The following is a 23,945-nucleotide window of genomic DNA, read 5'->3' as shown; positions in this document are numbered from 1 at the left end:
ATATCCTGTAGGTACTCAGATGACAGATTTTATTCGCGTTTACGACAACGCACTCTCAACTGACTTTTGCGATACATTTGTGCAGCAGTTTGACCAAAGCCCTCACCTAAAGCAAGGGATCACGTCTGGTGGTGTCGATCTAAGCAAAAAAATTAGTCATGATCTGTATTTAAATGCGCACCCTGAGTACGCACAAACTTTACAACACATTCAACAAGTCACCGCACAGCATGTGTTTAAGTATATTGAAGAGCACTTCTTTATGATGATTGGTGCGTTCGGTTTAAAGGTGTACCACCCAAAAACAGGACAACCAGTCGACTTAACCGTTGATAATTTCGAAGAAGTTGGTAAACCACAAATTCATGTACTTACCCAACAGCTATTTCGTTTGGGCAACATTCAAGCGCAAAAATATCAAGCAGGAAAAGGCGGTTATCCATACTGGCATAGCGAAGTTTACCCTCAAGTTGGTCATAATGAAGCGCTTCACCGCGTGCTGTTATTTATGTTTTATTTGAATGATGTTGAAGAAGGTGGAGAAACAGAGTTTCACTATCAGAATAAAAAAATAGCCCCTAAAAAAGGCGCTATGGTTGTCGCACCGGCTTATTTCACCCACACACATCGAGGCTGTATTCCAGTTTCTAACGATAAGTATATATTAACGTCTTGGGTACTGTTTAACAGAGCCGAACAAATCTACGGTGCGCCACCAGAGCAGGCTACAATGTAAAGCTGAATTTGGAAGACGCCCTAGCGGCCTCTTCCAATAAAGTCATTCCAAGCTTCTAATAACTCAACAAAATCTTCAAAACCACACACCGCCATTAGGCCATGCTCGTCGAGTTCAAGCGCATCATCTTGGTATTGCGCTAAGTCATCGTTGTTATGGAATAAGCTATGCGCTTCAAATAATGCCTCTTGCTCACACAGCTTAAAGCGTACTTCTTTGCCCAGTCTGACCAAAGGCGTGTTTAATGACTTAATACGACGACATTGCGCGAGTAAATCTTTAACTTCATTGTGAACCAGCTCTTCGTTAAACCAGCGACCAATCAAAGCTTGCTCGTCACTGATCTTGACCCTGAAACCACTGATTGGGTCACGAATAAATTGATACTCCATATTTTCTTTCATCTCAAATAAACATTTCTCCATGCTATTATACGTGCCGTGTCAAAAGCTGCCCAGTGACTTGAGCTTTACTAGCCAAAGCTGGATAATTCGCTACCCAAAAGCACCGCTTATTATGCTAGAGCAAGCCATGAACCCAATTGACATTATTTTCCCTCTTATTTTTGTTGTTGCAGCTGGGTTTATATGCGCCAAGATAAACTTTTTATCAGTAATTCATTTTGATGGACTTCGTACTTTTATATTTAACTTGGCCATTCCTGTTTTTCTTTTTCTCAGTATGTACAAAGCCGATTTGCAACAGGCGTTGTCACTCAACTTGTTACTCAGTTTTTATCTTCCTGTGGTACTTGTGTATTTTGCAGTGTGCATTGCTTTTAAAGTGTTTGGTAAGGTTTCATTTTCTGACGCTGCGGTGCTTGCGCTGTCGGGGTGCTATTCAAATACGGTATTAGTTGGCTTACCCATCATCATCATGGCACTCGGTGACCGTTACGGTGCATTAGTGTTTATGGTGATCACTTTTCATAGTGCACTCTTATTTGCATTGACCTTTGCTTTAAGCAGTAACGTAAAAGGGAGTTTGGGAGAGTTATTAAAGCCTTTACTGCTCAACCCAGTCGTGCTGAGTATTAGTCTTGGTATTGTGGCAAATGCCATGTCACTTCCACTTCCGACAACGCTCATCAATGGGCTGAGTTTACTGAGTGAACCTGCAATCGCAGGGGCTTTGTTTGTGTTAGGTGCAAGTTTAAATCAATATTCGGTGAAAGAGGCTTGGAAAGGCGCATTAATAATCAGTGTTATCAAGCTAGGGCTTTTACCTGCCGCTGTTTTTACTTTCGCAACTTGGGTGTTTAACCTACCTGCAGCGCATGTTGCTGTCGTCACCCTGATGGCTGCATCACCTCTTGGTGTGAATGCTTATTTGGTAGCAAGACAATTGAGAGTGAAGCAAGATGTTGCTGCCAGCAGTGTTGTGCTATCAACACTGCTCAGCGTCTTTACTTTAAGTGTATGGTTGCTAACGCTCATACCGTGATCGATAGCTGGTGTATTTCGCTGCATCGATAATTGCCCATAAATGCGCAACCCCTGCAATAATTGCAGGAATAACTAAGAACCAAAGTGCGTAACCACCAAACACAATGATCGCAAAAATAAGTGCTGGAATTATACGACCTTGTACCAGCTGGCCTAAACCAGGAAAAAATATATTACAAATTGCGGCGATTACATTACCGCCTGAACCTTGTTCTGCCATGGTAACCTCTCTTATTTAAGATTTCTGTTATTAACTAAACAGTAATCGTGCCAAAAATATTAAGTCATACAAATCAGATAGTTAAATAAATCCCATTCTATTTTAAAGATATAAAAGTGGTTTAATAAGCCATTTATTGGTTTTTTTACTCACTTTATTAGACGTCATTCAACATACTGAATTTTAGATATAAATAGTAAGGCAGTCCACCTGATATTTAGTTATGCTTGATACATAACAAAGCAAACTATACATGGCTTTGCATAGAAAAAATAATAACAGGATTTCATCATGCTTTTTAAACTCTCTCGACCCGTTACTAAATTGGTTGAACGTTACTTACCCGACCCCTACGTTATCGTACTTTTATTAACACTGGTTGTTTTATCACTCAGTATCACCCTGACCCCTTTTTCATTTGAACAAGCCGTCACGTCTTGGGGCCAAGGCTTTTGGGCACTGCTGACCTTTGCTATGCAGATGTTAATGGTACTCGTTGCGGGCTTTATGCTAGCCAGTACACCTGTTTGTAAGTCGCTGCTTGATAAACTCGCGCAAAAAGCCAACTCAGGTTCTACGGCAATTGTCATGGTGACCTTAGTATCGATGCTTGCCAGTTGGATAAACTGGGGGTTTGGGTTAGTTATCGGGGCATTATTTGCAAAAGCGCTCGCTCGCCATGTGCAAGTAGATTACCGCGTATTAGTCGCCAGTGCCTATTCTGGTTTTATTGTTTGGCATGGCGGGTTATCGGGTTCAGTGCCTTTAACCATTGCGACTGATGGCCACTTTTCTAGCGACAGTATTGGAATGATTACAACGCAAGATACCCTGTTTGCGCATTTTAATTTAATCTTAATGGCAGTTTTACTGATTGTACTCCCTATTCTAAATGCTTTACTACTTCCTCCTAAAGATCAACAAATCATTGTTGAAAAAGATAAGCTTGAAGAAAAAAAGGCTGCGGTTGTTAGCATCAATACCCCAGCTGAAAAACTAGAACACAGTAAGTTACTTGGTATACTCATTGGCACCTTAGGCTGTGGTTATATGGGCTATTACTTTATTGCGCTCGGTGGTGGGCTCAATCTAAATAGTGTGATCGGCTTATTCTTATTTTTGGCTATTTTGCTTCATCAAACGCCTGCCAATTTGCTAAAAAGCTTACAAGAAGCAGTGAGCGGCGGTGCCGGTATTATTATTCAATTCCCTTTTTATGCTGGGATCATGGCTATCATGAAAGACTCAGGTCTTGCTCAACAAATTTCCAATGTCTTTGTCTCAATGAGTAGCGCAGATACATTGCCGTTTTGGAGCTTTATTAGTGCCGGCTTGGTGAATATTTTTGTCCCTTCAGGTGGCGGTCAATGGGCTGTGCAAGCGCCGATTGTTTTACCTGCAGCGATAGAGTTAGGCGCTGAGATAAACCGCGTGGCGATGGCTGTGGCTTGGGGTGACGCTTGGACTAACCTCATTCAACCATTTTGGGCATTGCCTGTGCTAGCAATTGCAGGCTTAAAGGCCAAAGATATCATGGGTTTTTGTCTGATCCAGTTAGCAGTGAGTGGCATTATCATTGCTGCAATACTCACCTTCGCTTAAATAGTGCAGAGTGACAGAAAAGATGTCGCCGTTAAAATCATCAACGGCGACATACATACCTAATTCGATAAGATCTTCATTGGTAAGCTTAAAATCACATTGTCTGAATCTGCAAAGTGCATCATCACTGCAATGTGCCCTACAGCTACCACCACATACATCAGCGCTGAGACAATCTGGCCATATCTATCAAGGGGTAACAGATGAGAAATATGACGCTCACGCCACTCAAACACTATCTCTAAACAGCCTATAAAGATAAAAAATACCAGTAGCATCAAACCAAATGTCCAACTGATGTAGAGTCCCAGTAACACCCCACCAAAACAGGCTAAGAGACCCACCCAAGAACGCATAGAGAAGCTGATACTTTTTAGTACGTGACCGCCATCTAAAGGTAGAATAGGTAATAAATTAAATAAGTTAAGTAGTGCACTGAGTACGGCAACACCGGCAAAAATTTCCATCTCAGTGGCATAATAAAGCACCACTCCCAACACTGATGTTATTAAACCAAATGCAGGACCCATTAAAGAGATCACCACATCTTGCCAACGTGTAGTAATCTTCTCATCGCTGACAGCTAAGCCCCCAACGAAAGGAATTAAATAGATACCTTTTGTCTTTATACCAAAGTACTTCATCGCACGCACATGACCATATTCATGTACCACTAAACAGGCAATGATCATCAGAGCAAACTCTAATGAAAATAGCCAGGCATATCCCGCAACTGACGCACCTGCAAGTGCTGCCTTTACAACCTTAGCACTTTTGAAAATTTTAAAGGTAAGCATCGCCAACCCTAGCCAGCCGCGCTTATTTTCGGTTTGTTGGTGAGGTACCTCTAGCCACTGAGGGGGCTGTGCGTTTACAGCAATACCTAGCAGCCCTTCTGCAAGCTGTGAGGTATTAAAATTCACAGCATGTTCGTTTATCTGACAACTTTGTAGATGCTCAGATTCCGATTCTAATACTAAGGCTTGCTGTTGGTGAAAAACCTGAATGATTTGTTGTTGATTGAAAATCAGAGAAATTGGCTGTCCAGCCACATTAAGTTCGATCCGAGTCATGATGGTAAAACTGAAGTTTTTTTCTATTATCCCAACAAAAACCATCAGTGACAAACCATCATTTTTTGATCTCAACTTGGTTATTTTTATTTCGCTGTTCTAAACTTAATGATCTAAACCAATCTCAGGGAGTGATTTTATGAGCTTTAAAACACAGCGTATTTTGGTTGTTGACGATTCACAAGCAATACTTATGGTCATGCAGGCCATCTTGGCTGAGTTGGGAGTTGAACATGTGACCTGTTGCGAGTCAGCGCAAGACGCTTTATCACTTGTCGAAAAACAAGCTGAGCCATTTGATGCCATTTTCACCGACTTAAACATGCCTGAAATGGATGGTATGGAGCTTATAAGACAGCTTGGTCAGAATGGCTATCAAGGCGGTGTAATAATTATTTCAGAAATGGATCGCCGTATTATTGATCTCGCGTCGAATCTTGCAAGGCAAAACCGTGCTTTACTGTTAGGTAACATTGCTAAACCAATACAACTGGTTGAAGTCGAGAGACTACTAAAAAAACTCAATACATTGACTCGACCTCAAACTGAAGATGGTCAACTCATCAGTGAAGCTGAGTTACTCCATGCATTGAGTAATAGTGAGATCACCCCTTTCTATCAACCTAAGGTCAACCGTGCAACCCAGCAGATTGAAAGCCTTGAAGTGCTCGCTCGCATTGTTTCAGAGCAACATGGTTTTACCATTCTGCCAGCAAGGTTTATTGACGTTGCAGAAGATTTAGATTTAATCAACCTAGTGACATTTCAGCTTTTTGAAAAAGCCACAGCAGAATATGAAGCGCTTAAAGAAGAACTTCCCAACCCATGTAAGCTGGCATTTAATTTATCTCCTATTCAATTGGAAGATATGAACTGCCCGGCTAAACTATCTCTCATACTTGAACTGAATCACCTCAAGCCTAGTGATATCATTTTAGAAATTACGGAACAAAAGCCTCTTGCAAATGCAAATCAACTAGAAACACTCAATCGACTCAGAATGCATGGATTTGACATTTCTCTTGATGACTTCGGCACTGGCTTTACAAACATCAACCAGTTAAAGTCTCTGCCTTTTACAGAAATAAAAATAGATCGCTCTTTGATCACTCACATTGACTCTGATTACTTCTCCCAAGTCATCACTAAAAGCTTGGTCGATTTAGCAATAAAAGAAGGCTTCAAAGTCGTTGCCGAAGGGGTAGAAAGAATTGAAGAATTACAATACCTAGAGCGATACAAGCATGATTTACTGATGCAGGGGTTTTTAATTGGCAAACCTAAAGCCAAGAACGAACTCATCCGTTGGATACATTCTTGGCTTAGGATGACAAACTTTAATTCTTAGGCTGATCTTCCTCTGTATCAGCTTCAATTAAATGTGAATGCCCGTCGACACGGTCACGCCATTTTTGTTTTGCGGCTTGCTGCATATTGGTCGATTGCTCACGTTCATCAACAATATCCATGCCCATTAATGACTCAATCATATCTTCAAGGGTGACGATACCTTGCACATCACCATACTCATCGATGATCAGCGCAATATGGATACGCTTTTCTAATAATGCTTGGAACAGCACTGGCGCACCTAGCGTCTCAGGCACAGTATAAATCGGCTTCACTAACTTTCCGATTTTGTAGTCTTCCCCTAAGCGATGGAAGGCCAACATAATGTCGTTCTTATGCACAAAGCCAATAATGTCATCGGTATTCTCTGAATAGACCAAAATACGAGAGAATGACACCGAGCCATGCTCAGATAAATACTCGTTAACCGTCATATCTTTGTGCACTTTAAAAAGCACAGTTCGTGGTGTCATAACGTTTTCAAGTTTGGCATGTCTGAACTGTAATAAACTACGGATCGTCTCGCTTTCTTCTTGTTGCAGTGCACCTGCCTCGCTACCCATTTCAGCCATAGCTTCAATTTCTTGACGAATAAAGTGCGCTTCGTCTTGTTTAGAACCAATTAATTTAGTGAGCTGATCTGACAACCACACAAATGGCTTAAGAATACGAACCATCCAAGTTAGGGCTAACGACACAATTGGCGTTAACCCACGCCAATAAGTTGCACCCAATGTCTTAGGAATAATTTCTGAAAGCACCAATACCAATAACGTCATCACAGCAGACGCAATACCCACAGCAGCATCACCAAATACCGCGGCCGCCTGCGCACCAACACCCGCAGCCCCCGCAGTATGCGCAACCGTATTTAAGGTTAAGATAGCTGATAATGGCTTATCAATATTGTCTTTTAAACGTTGTACTCGCTGAGCCAGTACCGGTTTATCTTTTTTTAATATAGCCACATGACTTGGTGTAATACTGAGTAACACCGCCTCCATCACCGAACATAGAAATGAAATGGCAATGGCCAGAAACATGTAACTGAATAACAGAAACAACCTAAACTCCTTAATTTCGCAGACTCTCGCGACTTAATCGCAACTCTGCTGAAGATTTAATTTGATGTGCTATATTGGGGCAATTATTTTCCCTACAATAGGTGCATCAATGAAATTAACAACGGTCGCCACTTTACTATTTTCGGCACTGTCTACGCAACTTGTCGCTGCAGAGCTAGACGCAAATAAAGTAAAGTTTATTGGACCTCTTGCTGATACAGCAACAATCAAGCCAAATAATACGCCTTACCAAGCTGCTATCATTAATAACTTATTACCTAAATTACAAAGTGATTCAAAAACACTGTCGATATTAGGAAAAAAAGTGACTTGGCAACCGCTTGGTGACGTGAATGATCTGACGATTGCGGGACTGCAAGCGATTAAATTCAACTTCTCGGCAGAGCGTTTTGTACAAGGTAAGTTAAAGCTTAATGGTATCGAAAAAGCCCATGTATTTTTAAATGGTGAAACCTTATCTGGCAGTAAAGAATACGACATCAATGCGGTCACAGGCGACCACCAAGTTGTGATCGTGGTAGAACAAGCTGATGACTGGAAAAAAGTCTCGCTAGAATACCTACCTAAAGCAGAACATGACATTATTACATTGACGACAAAAGAAACTCGTGCGCTTTCAGCTAAGCAACTTTTTGATGCGCCAACGATCAACTCTGTATCGATTTCTCCAAACGGCGAATACTATGTTGTTACTGAGCGTCATTACCAGAGTAATCATGGTAATAAAGCCATTAACAAAACAACGTTAACCGATGAAGAGGGTAAAGTGCTTTACCGCTTTGACGGCTTATCTGCAAATCAAATTAAATGGCGCGCAGATAGCAAACAGGTCGTATTTGTTCGCAATAAAGCCGTTACAGTTTTAAACCTTAAAGACTTAGAAGAGAAAGTGGTCGCTGAACAACTAGATGGCGCATATGGCTTCCAGTACTTCGACAACAACACGCTTGTATTTGCTTGGTCTAAGTCAGATAAAAGTAAGCACACATTAGTTAAACACTTCAGAGGGTTAGAAGACCGCTGGTCTTATGCACGTAATAACAGCCAAATCTTCATGTTAGACATTAACTCCGGTTTTATTAACCCAATCACTGAAGGCAAGTTGAGTCACTCATTGGCCGATTTTGATAATAAAGCAGGCACAATCTTAGTGACGCGTAATCCTAGCGATTATGCTAAACCGCCTCACATGCTGACAGAGCTTGTAGAAGTTAATTTAAAAGACAACCAGCAGACTGTACTTGGTCAATACCGTACATTTAGCTCAGCGAAATATGCAGATGATGGCATTTATGTGGTTGCTGGCCCTGATTTTGCGAATGGTTTAGGCCGTGCTATTCCAGAGAATATGCTTGCGAACAACTACGATGGCCAGCTATATAAGCTAGACCGCCAAGGTAAAAATGCCAAAGCATTGAGTAAATCGTTCGACCCTGCCATTGGTTCAATGCAAGTATTACGCAATGATGATGTCGTGATTAAAGTGACTGAGCGCGATACGCAACAACTGTATTTATACGATGAAAGCAAAGCTCGTTTCACTAAACTAAAAACAGGCTTTGATGTCGTTGGCAGATTCAGTATTTCTGACGAGCGCAACCCTGATTTACTTGTGACTGGCACACAAGCATCTCACCCTCAGCAATTAAAACGCTTAGATATTTCTAAAAACCGCGCTAAAACACTGTGGGATTCAAAAGCACTAGCTTATGACAATAGCGAAATCGCAACCCTATCTGAATTTAACTTCACCAATAAAGAAGGTGTTGAGATTAAGGGTCGCGTATACACGCCTCATAACCTAGATGAAAATAAGCAGTACCCTGCTCTAGTTTACTACTATGGCGGTACATCACCTGTTTCTCGAGGCTTTACGGGTCGTTATCCGTTTAACCTATGGGCAGCACAAGGTTATGTTGTGTATGTTCTACAACCAACTGGTGCGACAGGCTTTGGTCAAGAATTCTCTGCTAAGCATGTGAATGCATGGGGTGAGTACACTGCAAACGATATTATCGAAGGCACGAAAAAATTCTTAGCGGCACACCCTTATGTAAATAAAGACAAAGTAGGTAACTTAGGTGCATCTTACGGCGGCTTTATGACGATGTTGCTTGCAACTAAAACAGACCTATTCAGCGCGTCGATTTCTCACGCAGGTATTTCAAACATTACCTCTTATTGGGGTCAAGGTTGGTGGGGCTACCTATACTCTGGCGAAGCTTCGAAAAACAGTTTCCCATGGAATAACCCGAAACTTTACTCTGATCACAGCCCAGTTTTCCATGCTGACAAAGTAAACTCACCGTTATTACTTATCCATGGTGATGCTGATACCAACGTGCCTCCAGGCGAAAGCCACAACATGTATACGGCACTTAAGTTACTTGGCAAAGACGTAGAATTGATTGAGTATAAAGGCACAGATCACCAAGTATTTGCCCGTGACCGTCGCTTCCACTGGTGGGATACCATGCTGGCTTATTTTGATATGCACTTAAAAGACCAACCACAATGGTGGCAGTATATTTATAAATAAGTATGCATAATTTATGTTCGCCTAAGGGTATGCACTCTAAGGCGGACTATTTTTATTACACCAAGCAGATCCAATTGCATAAATGTTTATGCAATTGTTACAAATTGTCATTATTCACTTCTCAGCAATGTTTTCACAGTGCTAATATATACGTAATTATTGAATAGATAGCTGACCTATGAGTATCAAAGTATTATTAGTAGAAGATGATGAACTTTTAGCAAAACGCATTATAAGCCATTTTGCTGAAACAGAATTTAGCATCGAAATTGATAGTACCGGTGCAACTGCGTTAGACAGGGTCCAGAAAGCTACTCAAGTACAAGATCGCTTCGTACTTGCTATTGTCGATATTGTGCTACCAGCAATTGATGGTTTAGCATTAGCAAAAGAGCTCAATACCTTGACAGATATCGGCGTTATCATGCTATCCAGTCGAGATTCACAAGCTGATAGAATTGCAGGCTTGGCACAAGGCGCTGATGACTATGTTTGTAAACCTGTTGACCTGCTAGAGCTTGAATTAAGAATGCGCGCTTTATGCAAACGCTTAACGATTGCAAATGATGACGATGAATCTGAAGAGTTTATTGAATACGCTGACTTTAAACTTCACCCTGATAATCGCACATTAATTAATGGTGCAGCTGAAGAATCACGATTAACTGAAGCTGAGCACAAAGTACTTATTTGTTTAATCGCGAATGCAGGTAAGGCGACTTCTCGAGAAAAAATCTCTGAAGATATCGGCCAACCAGACTGGAGCCCTAGTGACCGAACGGTTGACGTACTTATCGGCCGATTACGTAAGAAGCTAGGCGACGAAAAAGAGCAAAAACGCATCGTTACTGTTCGCGGTAAAGGCTACATGCTATCTACTTAATACGCGGTTAACTGAGCAAGTAATCGCTCAAAAGCGCGATAGCTTAACGCCTCTTTAAGTGAGGCCAGATCTATCTCTTCCTGTAAGTTCAGATCAGCAATAGTGCGTGCTACTTTCAAAACTTTATGATAAGAACGTGGTGATAAAGCTAACTTATCAGCAGCCTTCCCCAAAAATATTGAGTCAGCTTCTGATAAAGCACAATGCAATTGCAGCTCTTTAGTTGACAATGAGACGTTGTTTTTCCCTTGTCTTCTATAAGCAAACTGAACCGCTTTCTCTACCCGAATACGGATTTCTGCGCTCGACTCTTCTGGTTGAGTAGACTGAAGCTCTTCAGTTGTTAGCCTTGGTAATTCTACTTGCAGATCTATTCTATCCAGAAATGGTCCAGATACTTTAGATAGGTATTTTAACACTTGATCAGGTGTCGCACGCTTATCGCTATGATGCCCTGTTGGGCTAGGATTTAGTGCAGCAACCAACTGAAAATTAGCAGGAAAATCGACTTGCCTAGCAGCACGAGAAATGGTGACTTCTCCCGTCTCCATAGGTGTTCTTAATGAATCTAATACTTTTCGATCAAACTCAGGCAATTCATCTAGAAACAAAATTCCGTTATGCGCTAATGATATCTCACCCGGCTTCGGATTTGATGACCCCCCCACCAATGCCACTGCAGAACAAGTATGGTGCGGAGATCTGAATGGACGGTTCAACCAGTTTTGATGTGTAACCGACTGCCCTACTAAAGAATATACTGCTGCTGTTTCAAGTGCCTGTTGCGTGGTCATTTGAGGCATGATAGTTGGGATACGTTGAGCCAACATAGATTTACCGGTACCAGGAGGCCCTAAGAAAAGAAGGTTATGTCCACCTGCCGCAGCAATTTCTAATACCCTCTTTGCTATTTTCTGACCTTTCACATCACTCATATCCAACTGCTCGATAGGCTCTTCAGAAATAAAGTCATATGCGATATTCAAAGGGAGAGATTGCTGCCCTTGCAAATCTAACCAAATTTCTTGCAAGCTAGTTACCGATTTTCTATTTGACTGAGACACCAAGCTTGCGAGTTGATCATTATCTTTCGGGATATAAGTCACATGATTTTCTTGTGCCGCAGCCATTACTGAAGGCAAAATTGCCGTGATAGCAGAAAGCTCCCCACTTAAGGCGAGCTCTCCAAAAAATTCAAAGTTACTTATCTCTGTATTTTGTATTTGACCAGAAGCAACCAAGATACCAATGGCAATAGCAAGGTCATATCGTCCGCCTTCTTTTGGCAAATCTGCAGGGGCTAAGTTTACTGTTATACGTTGGTCAGGGAACAAAAAGCCTGAATTAACAAGTGCAGAGCGTACTCGCTCCTTAGACTCTTTTACAGAGGTTTCGGGTAGACCAACAATGACAAAGGCAGGAAGCCCATTGCTTAAATGAACTTCCACTGTAACCTTTGGGGCTTTAACACCCACTTGTGCACGGGTAAGAATTTTTGCTAAAGACATATCCTTGTCCATATCAAGTTAATATTTAAAAACGTGTATCACCCAGTTATAACGCATCGCCATCAATCGAACAACTAAGGTAGTTAACATACCAAACAACATGCTTACTTCTATCGCAATAGAAAAAGACATTAACTGAGTATAGACGATCCCGCCTAAAATACAGGTAATAGCATAGAGCTGCCCTTTTAAAAGTAGGGGGATATCACCAGCGAGTACATCACGGATCACCCCACCAAAACACCCAGTCAGTACACCCATAATCACTGAGGTTGTAGCAGGCATACCGATAGACATGGCTTTTTGTGTACCCATCACAGCAAAAAGTGCCAAACCGAACGCATCTGCCACCTGTAAAAATTTGCTAGGGATTTGCTTTTGCTGGTTTAAAACAATAATGCTGATTAATACTGCGCTGAAAATAGCAATGAAATAGCTTGGATCATGCAGCCAAAAAACCGGCTCATCTAAAATAATATCCCTCAGCGTTCCACCACCGATTCCTGTTACCGCAGCAAGTACGACAACACCAAAACCATCTAAATGCTTTTTATGGGCAATAAGGGTCCCTGAAATAGCAAAAACCATGACACCCAATAAATCGAACCAATGAATGAGGTCGCTCATTAAAATTCCTGAAAATAGATAGATATAAAAAACTGATTGAAAGTAAATTATAAATTAATTTTTTAAATATTGAAGTAAAGTGCAAAAGGTTACCGACATTGAGTGCGGTTCTTTTGCGCAAATCGTGCGAAAGGTTTATGACACAGCGCAGAGCGCTGCCATTCTTTTCGCGCAAGGTGAAATAAGCTTGCTTAGCTGGAGGTGAGTGTTTATGTACTATTATGAAAGGTGTTTCAGAATGAACAGAGTGGCCACTGTAAAGGCTGCTCACTTCACACTGCGCTTATGGTGCAAAATTAGCGACTGCGAACGCAGTGAGAGCGCTTCTTTTGCGCAAGGTGCAGTTAGCTATTTTAGCAATTGCTGAGAGACTTAAAGCAAAAAAGCCCGACTCTTTCGAATCGGGCTTTCTCTAAATAGGTGCTTGGCAATGTTCTACTTTCACATGGGAGACCCACACTATCATCGACGCTGTTTCGTTTCACTTCTGAGTTCGGCATGGAGTCAGGTGGTTCCAAAACGCTATGGTCACCAAGCAAATTTGGTTAAAATCTGGAAAAAATCTGATAATTCTAAAACTTTCTACTCTAGTTCATATTAGCTTCTGAGCTAAAACCACTTTGGCGTTGTATGGTTAAGCCTCACGGGTAATTAGTACTGGTTAGCTTAATGTATCACTACACTTCCACACCCAGCCTATCAACGTTGTAGTCTCCAACGGCCCTTCAGTTAACTTAAAGTTAAAGTGAGAACTCATCTCGAGGCTCGCTTCCCGCTTAGATGCTTTCAGCGGTTATCGATTCCGAACGTAGCTACCGGGCAATGCAATTGGCATCACAACCCGAACACCAGCGGTTCGTCCACTCCGGTCCTCTCGTACTAGGAGCAGCCCCTCTCAATTCTCAAACGCCCACGGCAGATAGGGACCGAACTGTCTCACGACGTTCTAAACCCAGCTCGCGTACCACTTTAAATGGCGAACAGCCATACCCTTGGGACCGACTTCAGCCCCAGGATGTGATGAGCCGACATCGAGGTGCCAAACACCGCCGTCGATATGAACTCTTGGGCGGTATCAGCCTGTTATCCCCGGAGTACCTTTTATCCGTTGAGCGATGGCCCTTCCATTCAGAACCACCGGATCACTATGACCTACTTTCGTACCTGCTCGACGTGTCTGTCTCGCAGTTAAGCTGGCTTCTACCATTACACTAACCGTACGATGTCCGACCGTACTTAGCCAACCTTCGTGCTCCTCCGTTACTCTTTGGGAGGAGACCGCCCCAGTCAAACTACCCACCAGGCACTGTCCACAACCCCGATTAGGGGCCTATGTTAGAACATCAAACATACAAGGGTGGTATTTCAAGGATGGCTCCACAACATCTAGCGACGCTGCTTCAAAGCCTCCCACCTATCCTACACATGTAGGCTCAATGTTCAGTGCCAAGCTGTAGTAAAGGTTCACGGGGTCTTTCCGTCTAGCCGCGGGTACACAGCATCTTCACTGCGATTTCAATTTCACTGAGTCTCGGGTGGAGACAGCGTGGCCATGGTTACACCATTCGTGCAGGTCGGAACTTACCCGACAAGGAATTTCGCTACCTTAGGACCGTTATAGTTACGGCCGCCGTTTACCGGGGCTTCGATCAAGAGCTTCGCCTAAGCTAACCCCATCAATTAACCTTCCGGCACCGGGCAGGTGTCACACCGTATACGTCATCTTACGATTTTGCACAGTGCTGTGTTTTTAATAAACAGTCCCAGCCACCTGGTCACTGCGGCTCCCGTCCGCTTAGAGAGCAAGTCTCATCACAGATAGGAGCGTACCTTCTCCCGAAGTTACGGTACAATTTTGCCTAGTTCCTTCACCCGAGTTCTCTCAAGCGCCTTAGTATTCTCTACCTGACCACCTGTGTCGGTTTGGGGTACGATTCGAAATAATCTGAAGCTTAGAGGCTTTTCCTGGAAGTAGGGCATCATCAACTTCACTACTGTGGTAGCTCGTCTCGACTCTCAGCCTTAGCGACCCGGATTTTCCTAAGTCACCAGCCTACAGCCTTTCACATGGACAACCATCGCCATGCTTGATTAGCCTGCTCCGTCCCCCCATCGCAATTATTCCAAGTACGGGAATATTAACCCGTTTCCCATCGACTACGCTCTTCAGCCTCGCCTTAGGGGTCGACTTACCCTACCCTGATTAACATGGGATAGGAACCCTTGGTCTTCCGGCGTGCGGGTTTTTCACCCGCATTATCGTTACTCATGTCAGCATTCGCACTTCTGATACGTCCACCCAACTTTACAATTGAGCTTCAGCCGCTTACAGAACGCTCCCCTACCCCGCATACAAAGTATGCAGCCGTAGCTTCGGTGGTATGTTTAGCCCCGTTACATCTTCCGCGCAGGCCGACTCGACTAGTGAGCTATTACGCTTTCTTTAAAGGATGGCTGCTTCTAAGCCAACCTCCTAGCTGTTTTAGCCTTCCCACATCGTTTCCCACTTAACATACACTTTGGGACCTTAGCTGACGGTCTGGGTTGTTTCCCTCTCCACGATGGACGTTAGCACCCACCGTGTGTCTCCCGGATAGTACTTTACGGTATTCGGAGTTTGCAAAGGGTTGGTAAGTCGGGATGACCCCCTAGCCTTAACAGTGCTCTACCCCCGTAAGTATTCGTCCGAGGCTCTACCTAAATAGATTTCGGGGAGAACCAGCTATCTCCCGGTTTGATTAGCCTTTCACTCCAAGCCACAGGTCATCCCCTAACTTTTCAACGTTAGTGGGTTCGGTCCTCCAGTTGATGTTACTCAACCTTCAACCTGCCCATGGCTAGATCACCGGGTTTCGGGTCTATACCTTGCAACTCAACGCCCAGTTAAGACTCGCTTTCGCTACGGCTACCCTAAACGGTTAACCTCGCTACAAAATATAAGTCGCTGACCCATTATACAAAAGGTACGCAGTCACCCTCGAAGGGCTCCTACTGCTTGTACGTACACGGTTTCAGGTTCTATTTCACTCCCCTCACAGGGGTTCTTTTCGCCTTTCCCTCACGGTACTGGTTCACTATCGGTCAGTTGGGAGTATTTAGCCTTAGATGATGGTCCACCTATATTCAGTCAAAGTTTCACGTGCTCCGACCTACTCGATTTCACTTTAGATAAGTTTTTGTGTACGGGACTGTCACCCTGTATCGTCAAACTTTCCAGAATGTTCCACTAACTACACTAAAGCTTAAGGGCTAGTCCGATTTCGCTCGCCGCTACTTTCGGAATCTCGGTTGATTTCTTTTCCTACGGGTACTTAGATGTTTCAGTTCTCCGCGTTCGCCTCGTTAACCTATGTATTCAGTTAACGATACCTGCAAGCAGGTGGGTTTCCCCATTCGGAAATCCTAGTCTCAAGCGCCTCTTACTGGCTTGACTAGGCTTATCGCAAGTTAGTACGTCCTTCATCGCCTCCAACTGCCAAGGCATCCACCGTGTACGCTTAGTCACTTAACCATACAACCCAAAATGGTTTGTATCGTCAAAGACAGTTTTAACTTCGCCAGAAGTTAATATTGAATACTAAAGTAGACGCTAATAAACAAATGAATGTTTATCGGCATTGTTTTACTTTTGAAAACTCTTTTTAGAATTTCTTCTAAAAGAATTAATTATCAGCTTTTCCAAATTTTTAAAGAGCAATATTAATTAGCAACTTGTGCTAACTAACAATCATCTGTGTGGACACTTCGAACAAATCTGTTCTAAATCGTTAAGGAGGTGATCCAGCCCCAGGTTCCCCTAGGGCTACCTTGTTACGACTTCACCCCAGTCATGAATCACTCCGTGGTAAGCGCCCTCCCTAAGGTTAAGCTACCTACTTCTGGAGCAACCCACTCCCATGGTGTGACGGGCGGTGTGTACAAGGCCCGGGAACGTATTCACCGCGGCATTCTGATCCGCGATTACTAGCGATTCCGACTTCATGGAGTCGAGTTGCAGACTCCAATCCGGACTACGACGCACTTTAAGTGATTCGCTAACTCTCGCGAGCTTGCAGCACTCTGTATGCGCCATTGTAGCACGTGTGTAGCCCTACACGTAAGGGCCATGATGACTTGACGTCGTCCCCACCTTCCTCCGGTTTATCACCGGCAGTCTCCTTAGAGTTCCCGACCGAATCGCTGGCAACTAAGGATAGGGGTTGCGCTCGTTGCGGGACTTAACCCAACATCTCACAACACGAGCTGACGACAGCCATGCAGCACCTGTATCAGAGTTCCCGAAGGCACCAAACTATCTCTAGTAAGTTCTCTGTATGTCAAGTGTAGGTAAGGTTCTTCGCGTTGCATCGAATTAAACCACATGCTCCACCGCTTGTGCGGGCCCCCGTCAATTCATTTGAGTTTTAACCTTGCGGCCGTACTCCCCAGGCGGTCTACTTAATGCGTTAGCTTTGGAAAAGTTGTCCGAAGACCCCAGCTCCTAGTAGACATCGTTTACGGCGTGGACTACCGGGGTATCTAATCCCGTTTGCTCCCCACGCTTTCGTACATGAGCGTCAGTATTGACCCAGGTGGCTGCCTTCGCCATCGGTATTCCTTCAGATCTCTACGCATTTCACCGCTACACCTGAAATTCTACCACCCTCTATCATACTCTAGTTTGCCAGTTCGAAATGCAGTTCCCAGGTTGAGCCCGGGGCTTTCACATCTCGCTTAACAAACCGCCTGCGTACGCTTTACGCCCAGTAATTCCGATTAACGCTCGCACCCTCCGTATTACCGCGGCTGCTGGCACGGAGTTAGCCGGTGCTTCTTCTGTAAGTAACGTCACAGCTAGCAGGTATTAACTACTAACCTTTCCTCCTTACTGAAAGTGCTTTACAACCCTAAGGCCTTCTTCACACACGCGGCATGGCTGCATCAAGCTTGCGCCCATTGTGCAATATTCCCCACTGCTGCCTCCCGTAGGAGTCTGGACCGTGTCTCAGTTCCAGTGTGGCTGATCATCCTCTCAAACCAGCTAGGGATCGTCGCCTTGGTGAGCCATTACCTCACCAACTAGCTAATCCCACTTGGGCTAATCTAAGGGCGAGAGCCGAAGCCCCCTTTGGTCCGTAGACGTTATGCGGTATTAGCAGTCGTTTCCAACTGTTGTCCCCCACCCTAAGGCATATTCCCAAGCATTACTCACCCGTCCGCCGCTCGTCATCTTCTAGCAAGCTAGAAATGTTACCGCTCGACTTGCATGTGTTAGGCCTGCCGCCAGCGTTCAATCTGAGCCATGATCAAACTCTTCAATTAAAAGTTTTTTGAATCCGAAGATTCGTGCTCAATGAATTCTGTATAAATTGACTATATAGTCACTCATAAGAAATTGAGACTCTAATTTTTTTTGCTCCTGAATCAAGAGCTGTTAGAACTCAATCTGTACGAGTGCCCACACAGATGATTGCTTCATATTTTTAAAGAACAGTGTAACTCGATGAGTTACCGCAGACTCGCTGCGAAGTGGAGCGCCATGATAACGACTTCACTTTTTATGTCAACACTTAATTTTAAAAAGCTTTTAAAATTAAGTTTTATTTGACTCGACATCGTTTTGATTTGCTTTTCAGCGTCTCGCCCCGTGTCAGTGGGGTCGCATTATAGGGAGAGCAGAAAATTACGCAACCCCTTTTTTAAAGAAAAATGCAAAAAACTGACTGTTCGCGTGTATTTTAAACGAAACGTCTGTTTTTGATACTTTAACGCTGTTTTATTGCACTATTTTAAGCAATAAATCAGATTTATAGCCATATTAGGATTTAATACCTATTAAAAAAGAATTCTTACAACTCTATTTTGTTCATTCATGCTTATCTACTTTATGTTTGGGAACATTATTAAAGTGTCTAATTGCCACAAGTTTATATAAGGATTTCCGACTATTAATTTAGTGGTTGAAGTTTATGAATATGTCGATAGCAGTTCTTTATTCCTTTTACGCAAGTACGGTGTAAAAGGGTACCGACTGCGAACAAAGTGAGGGCGGTCTTTTTGCGAAAGAGTGGTGCAAAAGTTTAATGACAAAGTGCGCAGCACTCACATTCCTTTTGCGCAAGGGCGATGACTGACCGACAAAAATATCGGGAATATTTTTGAACAGCTATGCTGGCTCGAAGAGCGAAAGGCAGGGAGCGCCTGAAGTCACAGAAGCTTCACAGCAGGAAAAGGTGAGCGCATGGATGCGCGATGGAACCCAGCTTCATGGATGAATTACAACTGAGAACTAGCCTGAAGCAAGTTTCACAACTACTTAAACCTCTAAGGTTTCTAATCCCTGAAAACAAAAAACCCGAGCCTAAGCTCGGGTTTTTTTAATGCTTTGTGGCATTAACTAAAGTCGATATTACTCAACGATAGTTGCTACAACACCAGCACCTACTGTACGGCCACCTTCACGGATCGCGAAACGTAGACCTTCGTCCATCGCGATTGGAACGATTAGCTCAACAGTCATCTTGATGTTGTCACCTGGCATTACCATTTCTACGCCTTCTGGTAACTCAACGTTACCTGTTACGTCAGTTGTACGGAAGTAGAACTGTGGACGGTAGCCTTTGAAGAATGGAGTATGACGGCCACCTTCGTCTTTAGATAGTACGTATACTTCTGAAGTGAACTTAGTGTGTGGGTTGATTGAACCAGGCTTACATAGAACCTGACCACGCTCAACTTCGTCACGCTTAGTACCACGTAGAAGTGCACCAATGTTCTCACCAGCACGACCTTCGTCTAGAAGCTTACGGAACATTTCAACACCCGTACAAGTTGTCTTCGTAGTTTCTTTAATACCTACGATTTCAACTTCGTCGTTCACGTTGATGATACCAGCTTCAACACGGCCTGTTACAACAGTACCACGACCCTGGATTGAGAATACGTCTTCGATAGGCATGATGAATGGCTTATCGATGTCACGCTCTGGCTCTGGGATGTAAGAATCTAGTGCTTCTGCAAGCTCAACGATCTTGTCTTCCCACTCTTTCTCGCCTTCTAGTGCTTTAAGCGCTGAACCCTGGATTAGAGGTAGGTCGTCACCTGGGAAGTCGTACTCTGAAAGAAGTTCACGAACTTCCATCTCTACTAGCTCTAGTAGCTCTTCGTCGTCAACCATGTCACATTTGTTCATGAATACAACGATGTAAGGTACACCAACCTGACGTGAAAGTAGGATGTGCTCACGTGTCTGAGGCATAGGACCGTCAGTAGCTGCAACTACTAGGATCGCGCCGTCCATCTGTGCAGCACCAGTGATCATGTTTTTAACATAGTCAGCGTGTCCTGGACAGTCTACGTGTGCGTAGTGGCGAGTTGGTGTGTCATACTCAACGTGTGAAGTTGAGATTGTGATACCACGCTCACGCTCTTCTGGAGCGTTATCGATTGATGCGAAGTCTTTTGCGTCACCACCGTATACTTTTGCAAGTACGTTAGTGATTGCTGCAGTTAGAGTTGTTTTACCGTGGTCAACGTGGCCGATTGTACCTACGTTTACGTGCGGTTTCGAACGTTCAAACTTTTCTTTTGCCATCTTAAAAATTTCCTATAAAAGAAATTAAAGTCCGATCCAGTATGAATCGGACCGAACTAAAATTATCTTACAGCGCGAGCTGCAATTATTGCCTCTGTAACGTTTTTGGCTGCTTCAGCATACTTGGAGAATTCCATAGAGTATGATGCGCGACCCTGCGTTGCAGAGCGAAGATCAGTTGCATAACCGAACATTTCAGAAAGTGGTACTTGAGCATTAACTTGCTTCAAGCCGCCAAACGCTTCTTCCATACCTTCGATCATACCACGACGACGGTTTAAGTCGCCTACTACATCACCCATGTTCTCTTCAGGGGTGATTACTTCAACTTTCATAACCGGTTCTAGGATAACTGGATCTGCTTCCAGCGCACCATCACGGAAACCGATTGAACCTGCGATCTTAAAGGCCATTTCGTTAGAGTCAACATCGTGGAAAGAACCATCGAATAACGTTGCTTTAACACCTAGTAGCGGATAACCAGCCAAAACACCTTGGCGCATCTGCTCTTGAATACCTTTATCAACCGCTGGAATATATTCTTTAGGAACAGCGCCACCTACGATTTCGTTCACGAATTCGTAAGTAGGAGATTCGTCGTCCGTAATTTCCATTGGTTCAAGTTTAAGCCAAACATGACCGTATTGACCACGACCACCTGATTGACGTACAAATTTACCTTCAGCTTCCACTGAAGCACGAATTGTTTCGCGGTATGCAACTTGAGGTTTACCCACGTTACACACAACACCAAATTCGCGTTTCATACGGTCAACAATGATATCAAGGTGAAGCTCACCCATACCAGAGATGATGGTTTGGCCAGACTCTTCATCTGTTTCAACACGGAAAGATGGATCTTCTGCAGCTAGTTTACCTAGTGCAATACCCATTTTATCTTGGTCAGCTACAGTTTTCGGTTCAACCGCTACAGAAATTACCGGCTCAGGAAACTCCATGCGCTCTAAGGTAATTACTGAGTCACTCGAACAAAGCGTGTCACCCGTAGTCACATCTTTCAAACCGATTGCTGCTGCAATGTCACCCGCGCGAACTTCTTTAATTTCTTCGCGAGAGTTAGCATGCATTTGTACAATACGACCTAAACGCTCTTTTTTCGATTTAACAGGATTATAAGCTGCATCACCCTGTTTCACTGTACCTGAATAAACTCTAAAGAAAGTCAATGTACCAACAAACGGGTCAGTTGCAATTTTAAATGCTAATGCAGAAAAAGGTGCATTGTCGTCAGCTGGTCGAGTTCCTTCGGTTTCGTCTTCGAGGATACCTTGGATCTCTTTTACTTCTGTAGGCGAAGGCATGTATTCAACAACCGAGTCAAGCACTGCTTGAACACCTTTGTTCTTGAATGCACTTCCGCAAGTCATTGGCACGATTTCATTGGCCAGCGTGCGTTGACGTAGCGCAGCTTTAATCTCAGCTTCGCTTAAGTCACCTTCTTCAAGATATTTGTCCATTAGCTCTTCAGACGCTTCAGCAGCAGATTCAAGCATTTCTGCTCGCCATTCTTCTGCTAGGTCTTGAAGTTCTGCTGGGATCTCTTCATAAGTGAAAGTCGTCCCCTGGTCCGATTCGTTCCAGTTGATTGCTTTCATTTTGATTAGATCGATAACACCTTTAAATTCGTCTTCAGCACCAATTGGTAACTGAATTGGCACAGGTGTCGCACCTAAACGGTTCTTCACCTGATCCACAACTGCTAGGAAGTCTGCGCCTGTACGGTCCATTTTGTTTACGAAGATCATACGAGGAACTTCGTATTTATTAGCCTGACGCCAGACTGTTTCCGTTTGTGGTTGTACACCTGATGAAGCACATAAAACCACGACAGCACCATCAAGTACACGTAATGAACGCTCTACTTCGATAGTGAAATCTACGTGTCCTGGTGTATCGATGATGTTAATACGATGCTCATCAAACTGAGCATCCATCCCTTTCCAGAAACACGTTGTGGCAGCAGAAGTAATGGTAATACCACGCTCCTGCTCCTGCTCCATCCAGTCCATAGTTGCAGCACCATCATGAACTTCACCGATCTTATGAGAAAGACCCGTGTAGAACAGAACTCGTTCTGTTGTGGTGGTTTTGCCTGCATCTACGTGAGCACAAATACCGATGTTACGGTAACGCTCAATAGGAGTTGTACGTGCCATAATATCCTCTTAAAAGGTGTTAGCAGACTACCAACGGTAGTGAGCGAATGCTTTGTTCGCTTCAGCCATACGGTGAACGTCTTCACGTTTCTTAACCGCAGTGCCTTTGTTGTCAGCTGCATCAAGCATCTCTTGAGCTAGACGAAGGCCCATTGACTTTTCGCCACGCTTACGAGAAGCATCAACTAACCAACGCATACCTAATGCGTTACGACGTACTGGACGTACTTCAACTGGAACTTGGTATGTAGAACCACCAACACGGCGAGATTTAACCTCAACCGCTGGACGTACATTTTCAAGTGCAGCTTCAAAGATTTCTAGGTGCGACTTGCCTGATTTCTCAGCAGCCACGTCTAACGCACCGTAAACGATTTTTTCAGCAGTAGATTTCTTGCCGTCTAACATTACTACGTTAACGAATTTAGCAAGAAGTTCTGATCCGAACTTAGGATCTGGAAGAATTTTACGTTGACCTATAACGCGTCTTCTAGGCATTTTATTTCTCCGGTATCTTCAGGTTCGCTTTACTTCAGCGACTCCCAAAACAAAATATAAAAATTAAAAATTTAAGTGCTTGGCCTTACTAACGGAGAACCATTAGCCCTTAGGGCGTTTAGCACCGTACTTAGAACGACCTTGTTTACGGTCATTTACGCCTGCACAGTCAAGTGCACCACGAACAGTGTGGAAACGTACACCCGGTAAGTCTTTAACACGACCACCACGGATTAAGATAACACTGTGTTCTTGAAGGTTGTGACCTTCACCACCGATGTATGAAGTTACTTCGAAACCGTTAGTTAAACGTACACGCGCTACTTTACGTAATGCAGAGTTTGGTTTCTTAGGTGTTGTTGTATATACACGAGTACATACACCACGTTTCTGTGGACAAGCTTTAAGAGCAGCAGAGTTGCTCTTTGTAACCTTGCTACGACGTGGCTTACGCACTAGCTGGTTAATAGTTGCCATTAAATAGCTCCTGATTAATTACTACTGAAAAATGAAAAAATCCGCCCTATTTAAACATTCTTTTATTCGAACGAATAAATGGGTGGCGGAATTTTAATGAGCAAAGATTGAGCTGTCAACCAAAAAATAACGGGCAAGCCTGATTTCTCAGA

At 43.6% G+C, this 23,945-nt stretch carries 16 protein-coding genes and 3 rRNA genes; 6 read left to right on the top strand and 13 right to left on the bottom strand.

The genetic code is table 11. The annotated features are described in order from the left end of the window. Positions 1–19: 19 nt before the first annotated feature. On the top strand, positions 20–736 hold the full coding sequence (locus PP2015_RS01130; protein WP_058028524.1) for a 2OG-Fe(II) oxygenase: 717 nt from the start codon (positions 20–22) through the stop codon (positions 734–736). Between the two features lie 20 nt (positions 737–756). Here the strand turns inward: PP2015_RS01130 and PP2015_RS01125 are convergent, their stop codons facing one another. Next, positions 757–1,128, bottom strand: a complete 372-nt coding sequence (locus tag PP2015_RS01125; RefSeq protein WP_058031506.1) for a YacL family protein — start codon at positions 1,126–1,128, stop codon at positions 757–759. 31 nt (positions 1,129–1,159) lie between these two features. Here PP2015_RS01125 and PP2015_RS01120 point away from each other — a divergent pair, with 31 nt between their 5' ends. Beyond that, positions 1,160–2,179, top strand: a complete 1,020-nt coding sequence (locus PP2015_RS01120; protein WP_319593338.1) for an AEC family transporter — start codon at positions 1,160–1,162, stop codon at positions 2,177–2,179. Here PP2015_RS01120 and PP2015_RS01115 read toward each other — a convergent pair. Beyond that, positions 2,162–2,401 (bottom strand): hypothetical protein, encoded by a 240-nt coding sequence (locus PP2015_RS01115; RefSeq protein WP_058028523.1) that lies wholly within the window; start codon positions 2,399–2,401, stop codon positions 2,162–2,164. The genes PP2015_RS01120 and PP2015_RS01115 overlap by 18 nt on opposite strands. 291 nt (positions 2,402–2,692) lie before the next feature. On the opposite strand from PP2015_RS01115, the gene PP2015_RS01110 reads away from it, so the two are divergent. Then, a complete protein-coding gene (locus PP2015_RS01110) occupies positions 2,693–4,003 on the top strand; it encodes a short-chain fatty acid transporter (protein ID WP_058028522.1) in 1,311 nt (436 codons plus the stop codon). A 59-nt stretch (positions 4,004–4,062) separates the two neighbouring features. Here PP2015_RS01110 and PP2015_RS01105 read toward each other — a convergent pair whose 3' ends face one another. After that, positions 4,063–5,076, bottom strand: coding sequence for a site-2 protease family protein (locus PP2015_RS01105; RefSeq protein WP_058031504.1), 1,014 nt, complete (start codon positions 5,074–5,076; stop codon positions 4,063–4,065). Positions 5,077–5,215: 139 nt separating this feature from the next. Between PP2015_RS01105 and PP2015_RS01100 the strand changes: the two genes are divergently transcribed. Next, positions 5,216–6,424, top strand: a complete 1,209-nt coding sequence (locus tag PP2015_RS01100) for an EAL domain-containing response regulator (RefSeq protein WP_058028521.1) — start codon at positions 5,216–5,218, stop codon at positions 6,422–6,424. Here PP2015_RS01100 and PP2015_RS01095 read toward each other — a convergent pair. Further along, positions 6,414–7,490 carry a hemolysin family protein gene (locus PP2015_RS01095; protein ID WP_058028520.1) on the bottom strand — a complete coding sequence of 359 codons (1,077 nt, stop codon included), beginning with the start codon at positions 7,488–7,490 and terminating at the stop codon, positions 6,414–6,416. The genes PP2015_RS01100 and PP2015_RS01095 overlap by 11 nt on opposite strands. Positions 7,491–7,599: 109 nt before the next feature. Between PP2015_RS01095 and PP2015_RS01090 the strand changes: the two genes are divergently transcribed. Both PP2015_RS01090 and PP2015_RS01085 read left to right on the top strand, forming a co-directional pair. Further along, positions 7,600–10,050: an alpha/beta hydrolase family protein gene (locus tag PP2015_RS01090; RefSeq protein ID WP_058028519.1), complete on the top strand. Its 2,451-nt coding sequence runs from the start codon at positions 7,600–7,602 to the stop codon at positions 10,048–10,050. A 178-nt stretch (positions 10,051–10,228) separates the two neighbouring features. Then, on the top strand, positions 10,229–10,933 hold the full coding sequence (locus tag PP2015_RS01085) for a response regulator transcription factor (RefSeq protein ID WP_058028518.1): 705 nt from the start codon (positions 10,229–10,231) through the stop codon (positions 10,931–10,933). Here PP2015_RS01085 and PP2015_RS01080 read toward each other — a convergent pair. The 9 genes from PP2015_RS01080 to rpsL all read right to left on the bottom strand — a co-directional run bounded on the left by PP2015_RS01080 (position 10,930) and on the right by rpsL (position 23,793). Further along, positions 10,930–12,441 (bottom strand): YifB family Mg chelatase-like AAA ATPase, encoded by a 1,512-nt coding sequence (locus tag PP2015_RS01080; protein ID WP_058028517.1) that lies wholly within the window; start codon positions 12,439–12,441, stop codon positions 10,930–10,932. The two genes, PP2015_RS01085 and PP2015_RS01080, sit on opposite strands and share 4 nt — an antisense overlap. An 18-nt stretch (positions 12,442–12,459) precedes the next feature. Beyond that, positions 12,460–13,068 carry a trimeric intracellular cation channel family protein gene (locus PP2015_RS01075; RefSeq protein ID WP_058028516.1) on the bottom strand — a complete coding sequence of 203 codons (609 nt, stop codon included), beginning with the start codon at positions 13,066–13,068 and terminating at the stop codon, positions 12,460–12,462. 422 nt (positions 13,069–13,490) lie between these two features. Then, positions 13,491–13,604 (bottom strand): 5S ribosomal RNA (rrf, locus tag PP2015_RS01070). Positions 13,605–13,698: 94 nt separating this feature from the next. Next, positions 13,699–16,579: ribosomal RNA gene (locus PP2015_RS01065) — 23S ribosomal RNA — on the bottom strand. 257 nt (positions 16,580–16,836) lie between these two features. Then, positions 16,837–18,369: ribosomal RNA gene (locus PP2015_RS01060) — 16S ribosomal RNA — on the bottom strand. Together the 16S, 23S and 5S rRNA genes form the textbook arrangement of a ribosomal RNA operon. 1,087 nt (positions 18,370–19,456) lie before the next feature. Next, on the bottom strand, positions 19,457–20,641 hold the full coding sequence (gene tuf, locus PP2015_RS01055; protein WP_058028464.1) for an elongation factor Tu: 1,185 nt from the start codon (positions 20,639–20,641) through the stop codon (positions 19,457–19,459). Between the two features lie 62 nt (positions 20,642–20,703). Beyond that, complete coding sequence (gene fusA, locus PP2015_RS01050) at positions 20,704–22,818, bottom strand: elongation factor G (RefSeq protein ID WP_058028515.1); 2,115 nt, start codon at positions 22,816–22,818, stop codon at positions 20,704–20,706. A gap of 27 nt (positions 22,819–22,845) precedes the next feature. Continuing rightward, positions 22,846–23,316, bottom strand: a complete 471-nt coding sequence (gene rpsG / locus PP2015_RS01045; protein WP_058028514.1) for a 30S ribosomal protein S7 — start codon at positions 23,314–23,316, stop codon at positions 22,846–22,848. A 102-nt stretch (positions 23,317–23,418) separates the two neighbouring features. Next, positions 23,419–23,793 carry a 30S ribosomal protein S12 gene (gene rpsL / locus PP2015_RS01040; protein ID WP_010387308.1) on the bottom strand — a complete coding sequence of 125 codons (375 nt, stop codon included), beginning with the start codon at positions 23,791–23,793 and terminating at the stop codon, positions 23,419–23,421. Between the last annotated feature and the right edge of the window lie 152 nt (positions 23,794–23,945).

This window comes from Pseudoalteromonas phenolica, from assembly GCF_001444405.1.
In the GTDB taxonomy this organism is placed as follows: domain Bacteria; phylum Pseudomonadota; class Gammaproteobacteria; order Enterobacterales; family Alteromonadaceae; genus Pseudoalteromonas; species Pseudoalteromonas phenolica.
The sequence above is the reverse complement of the archived record's forward strand: the minus strand, read 5'-3'. Positions and strand labels throughout refer to the sequence as shown.

What these genes read in the sequence shown, in the direction of transcription:
- PP2015_RS01090 (WP_058028519.1), top strand. Translation starts at nt 7,600, where the DNA reads ATGAAATTAACAACGGTCGCCACTTTACTATTTTCGGCACTGTCTACG.
- PP2015_RS01130 (WP_058028524.1), top strand. Translation starts at nt 20, where the DNA reads ATGACAGATTTTATTCGCGTTTACGACAACGCACTCTCAACTGACTTT.
- rpsL (WP_010387308.1), bottom strand. Translation starts at nt 23,793, where the DNA reads ATGGCAACTATTAACCAGCTAGTGCGTAAGCCACGTCGTAGCAAGGTT.
- PP2015_RS01125 (WP_058031506.1), bottom strand. Translation starts at nt 1,128, where the DNA reads ATGGAGTATCAATTTATTCGTGACCCAATCAGTGGTTTCAGGGTCAAG.
- PP2015_RS01105 (WP_058031504.1), bottom strand. Translation starts at nt 5,076, where the DNA reads ATGACTCGGATCGAACTTAATGTGGCTGGACAGCCAATTTCTCTGATT.
- PP2015_RS01075 (WP_058028516.1), bottom strand. Translation starts at nt 13,068, where the DNA reads ATGAGCGACCTCATTCATTGGTTCGATTTATTGGGTGTCATGGTTTTT.
- PP2015_RS01110 (WP_058028522.1), top strand. Translation starts at nt 2,693, where the DNA reads ATGCTTTTTAAACTCTCTCGACCCGTTACTAAATTGGTTGAACGTTAC.
- fusA (WP_058028515.1), bottom strand. Translation starts at nt 22,818, where the DNA reads ATGGCACGTACAACTCCTATTGAGCGTTACCGTAACATCGGTATTTGT.
- rpsG (WP_058028514.1), bottom strand. Translation starts at nt 23,316, where the DNA reads ATGCCTAGAAGACGCGTTATAGGTCAACGTAAAATTCTTCCAGATCCT.
- PP2015_RS01085 (WP_058028518.1), top strand. Translation starts at nt 10,229, where the DNA reads ATGAGTATCAAAGTATTATTAGTAGAAGATGATGAACTTTTAGCAAAA.
- PP2015_RS01080 (WP_058028517.1), bottom strand. Translation starts at nt 12,441, where the DNA reads ATGTCTTTAGCAAAAATTCTTACCCGTGCACAAGTGGGTGTTAAAGCC.
- PP2015_RS01120 (WP_319593338.1), top strand. Translation starts at nt 1,160, where the DNA reads ATGCTATTATACGTGCCGTGTCAAAAGCTGCCCAGTGACTTGAGCTTT.
- tuf (WP_058028464.1), bottom strand. Translation starts at nt 20,641, where the DNA reads ATGGCAAAAGAAAAGTTTGAACGTTCGAAACCGCACGTAAACGTAGGT.
- PP2015_RS01115 (WP_058028523.1), bottom strand. Translation starts at nt 2,401, where the DNA reads ATGGCAGAACAAGGTTCAGGCGGTAATGTAATCGCCGCAATTTGTAAT.
- PP2015_RS01100 (WP_058028521.1), top strand. Translation starts at nt 5,216, where the DNA reads ATGAGCTTTAAAACACAGCGTATTTTGGTTGTTGACGATTCACAAGCA.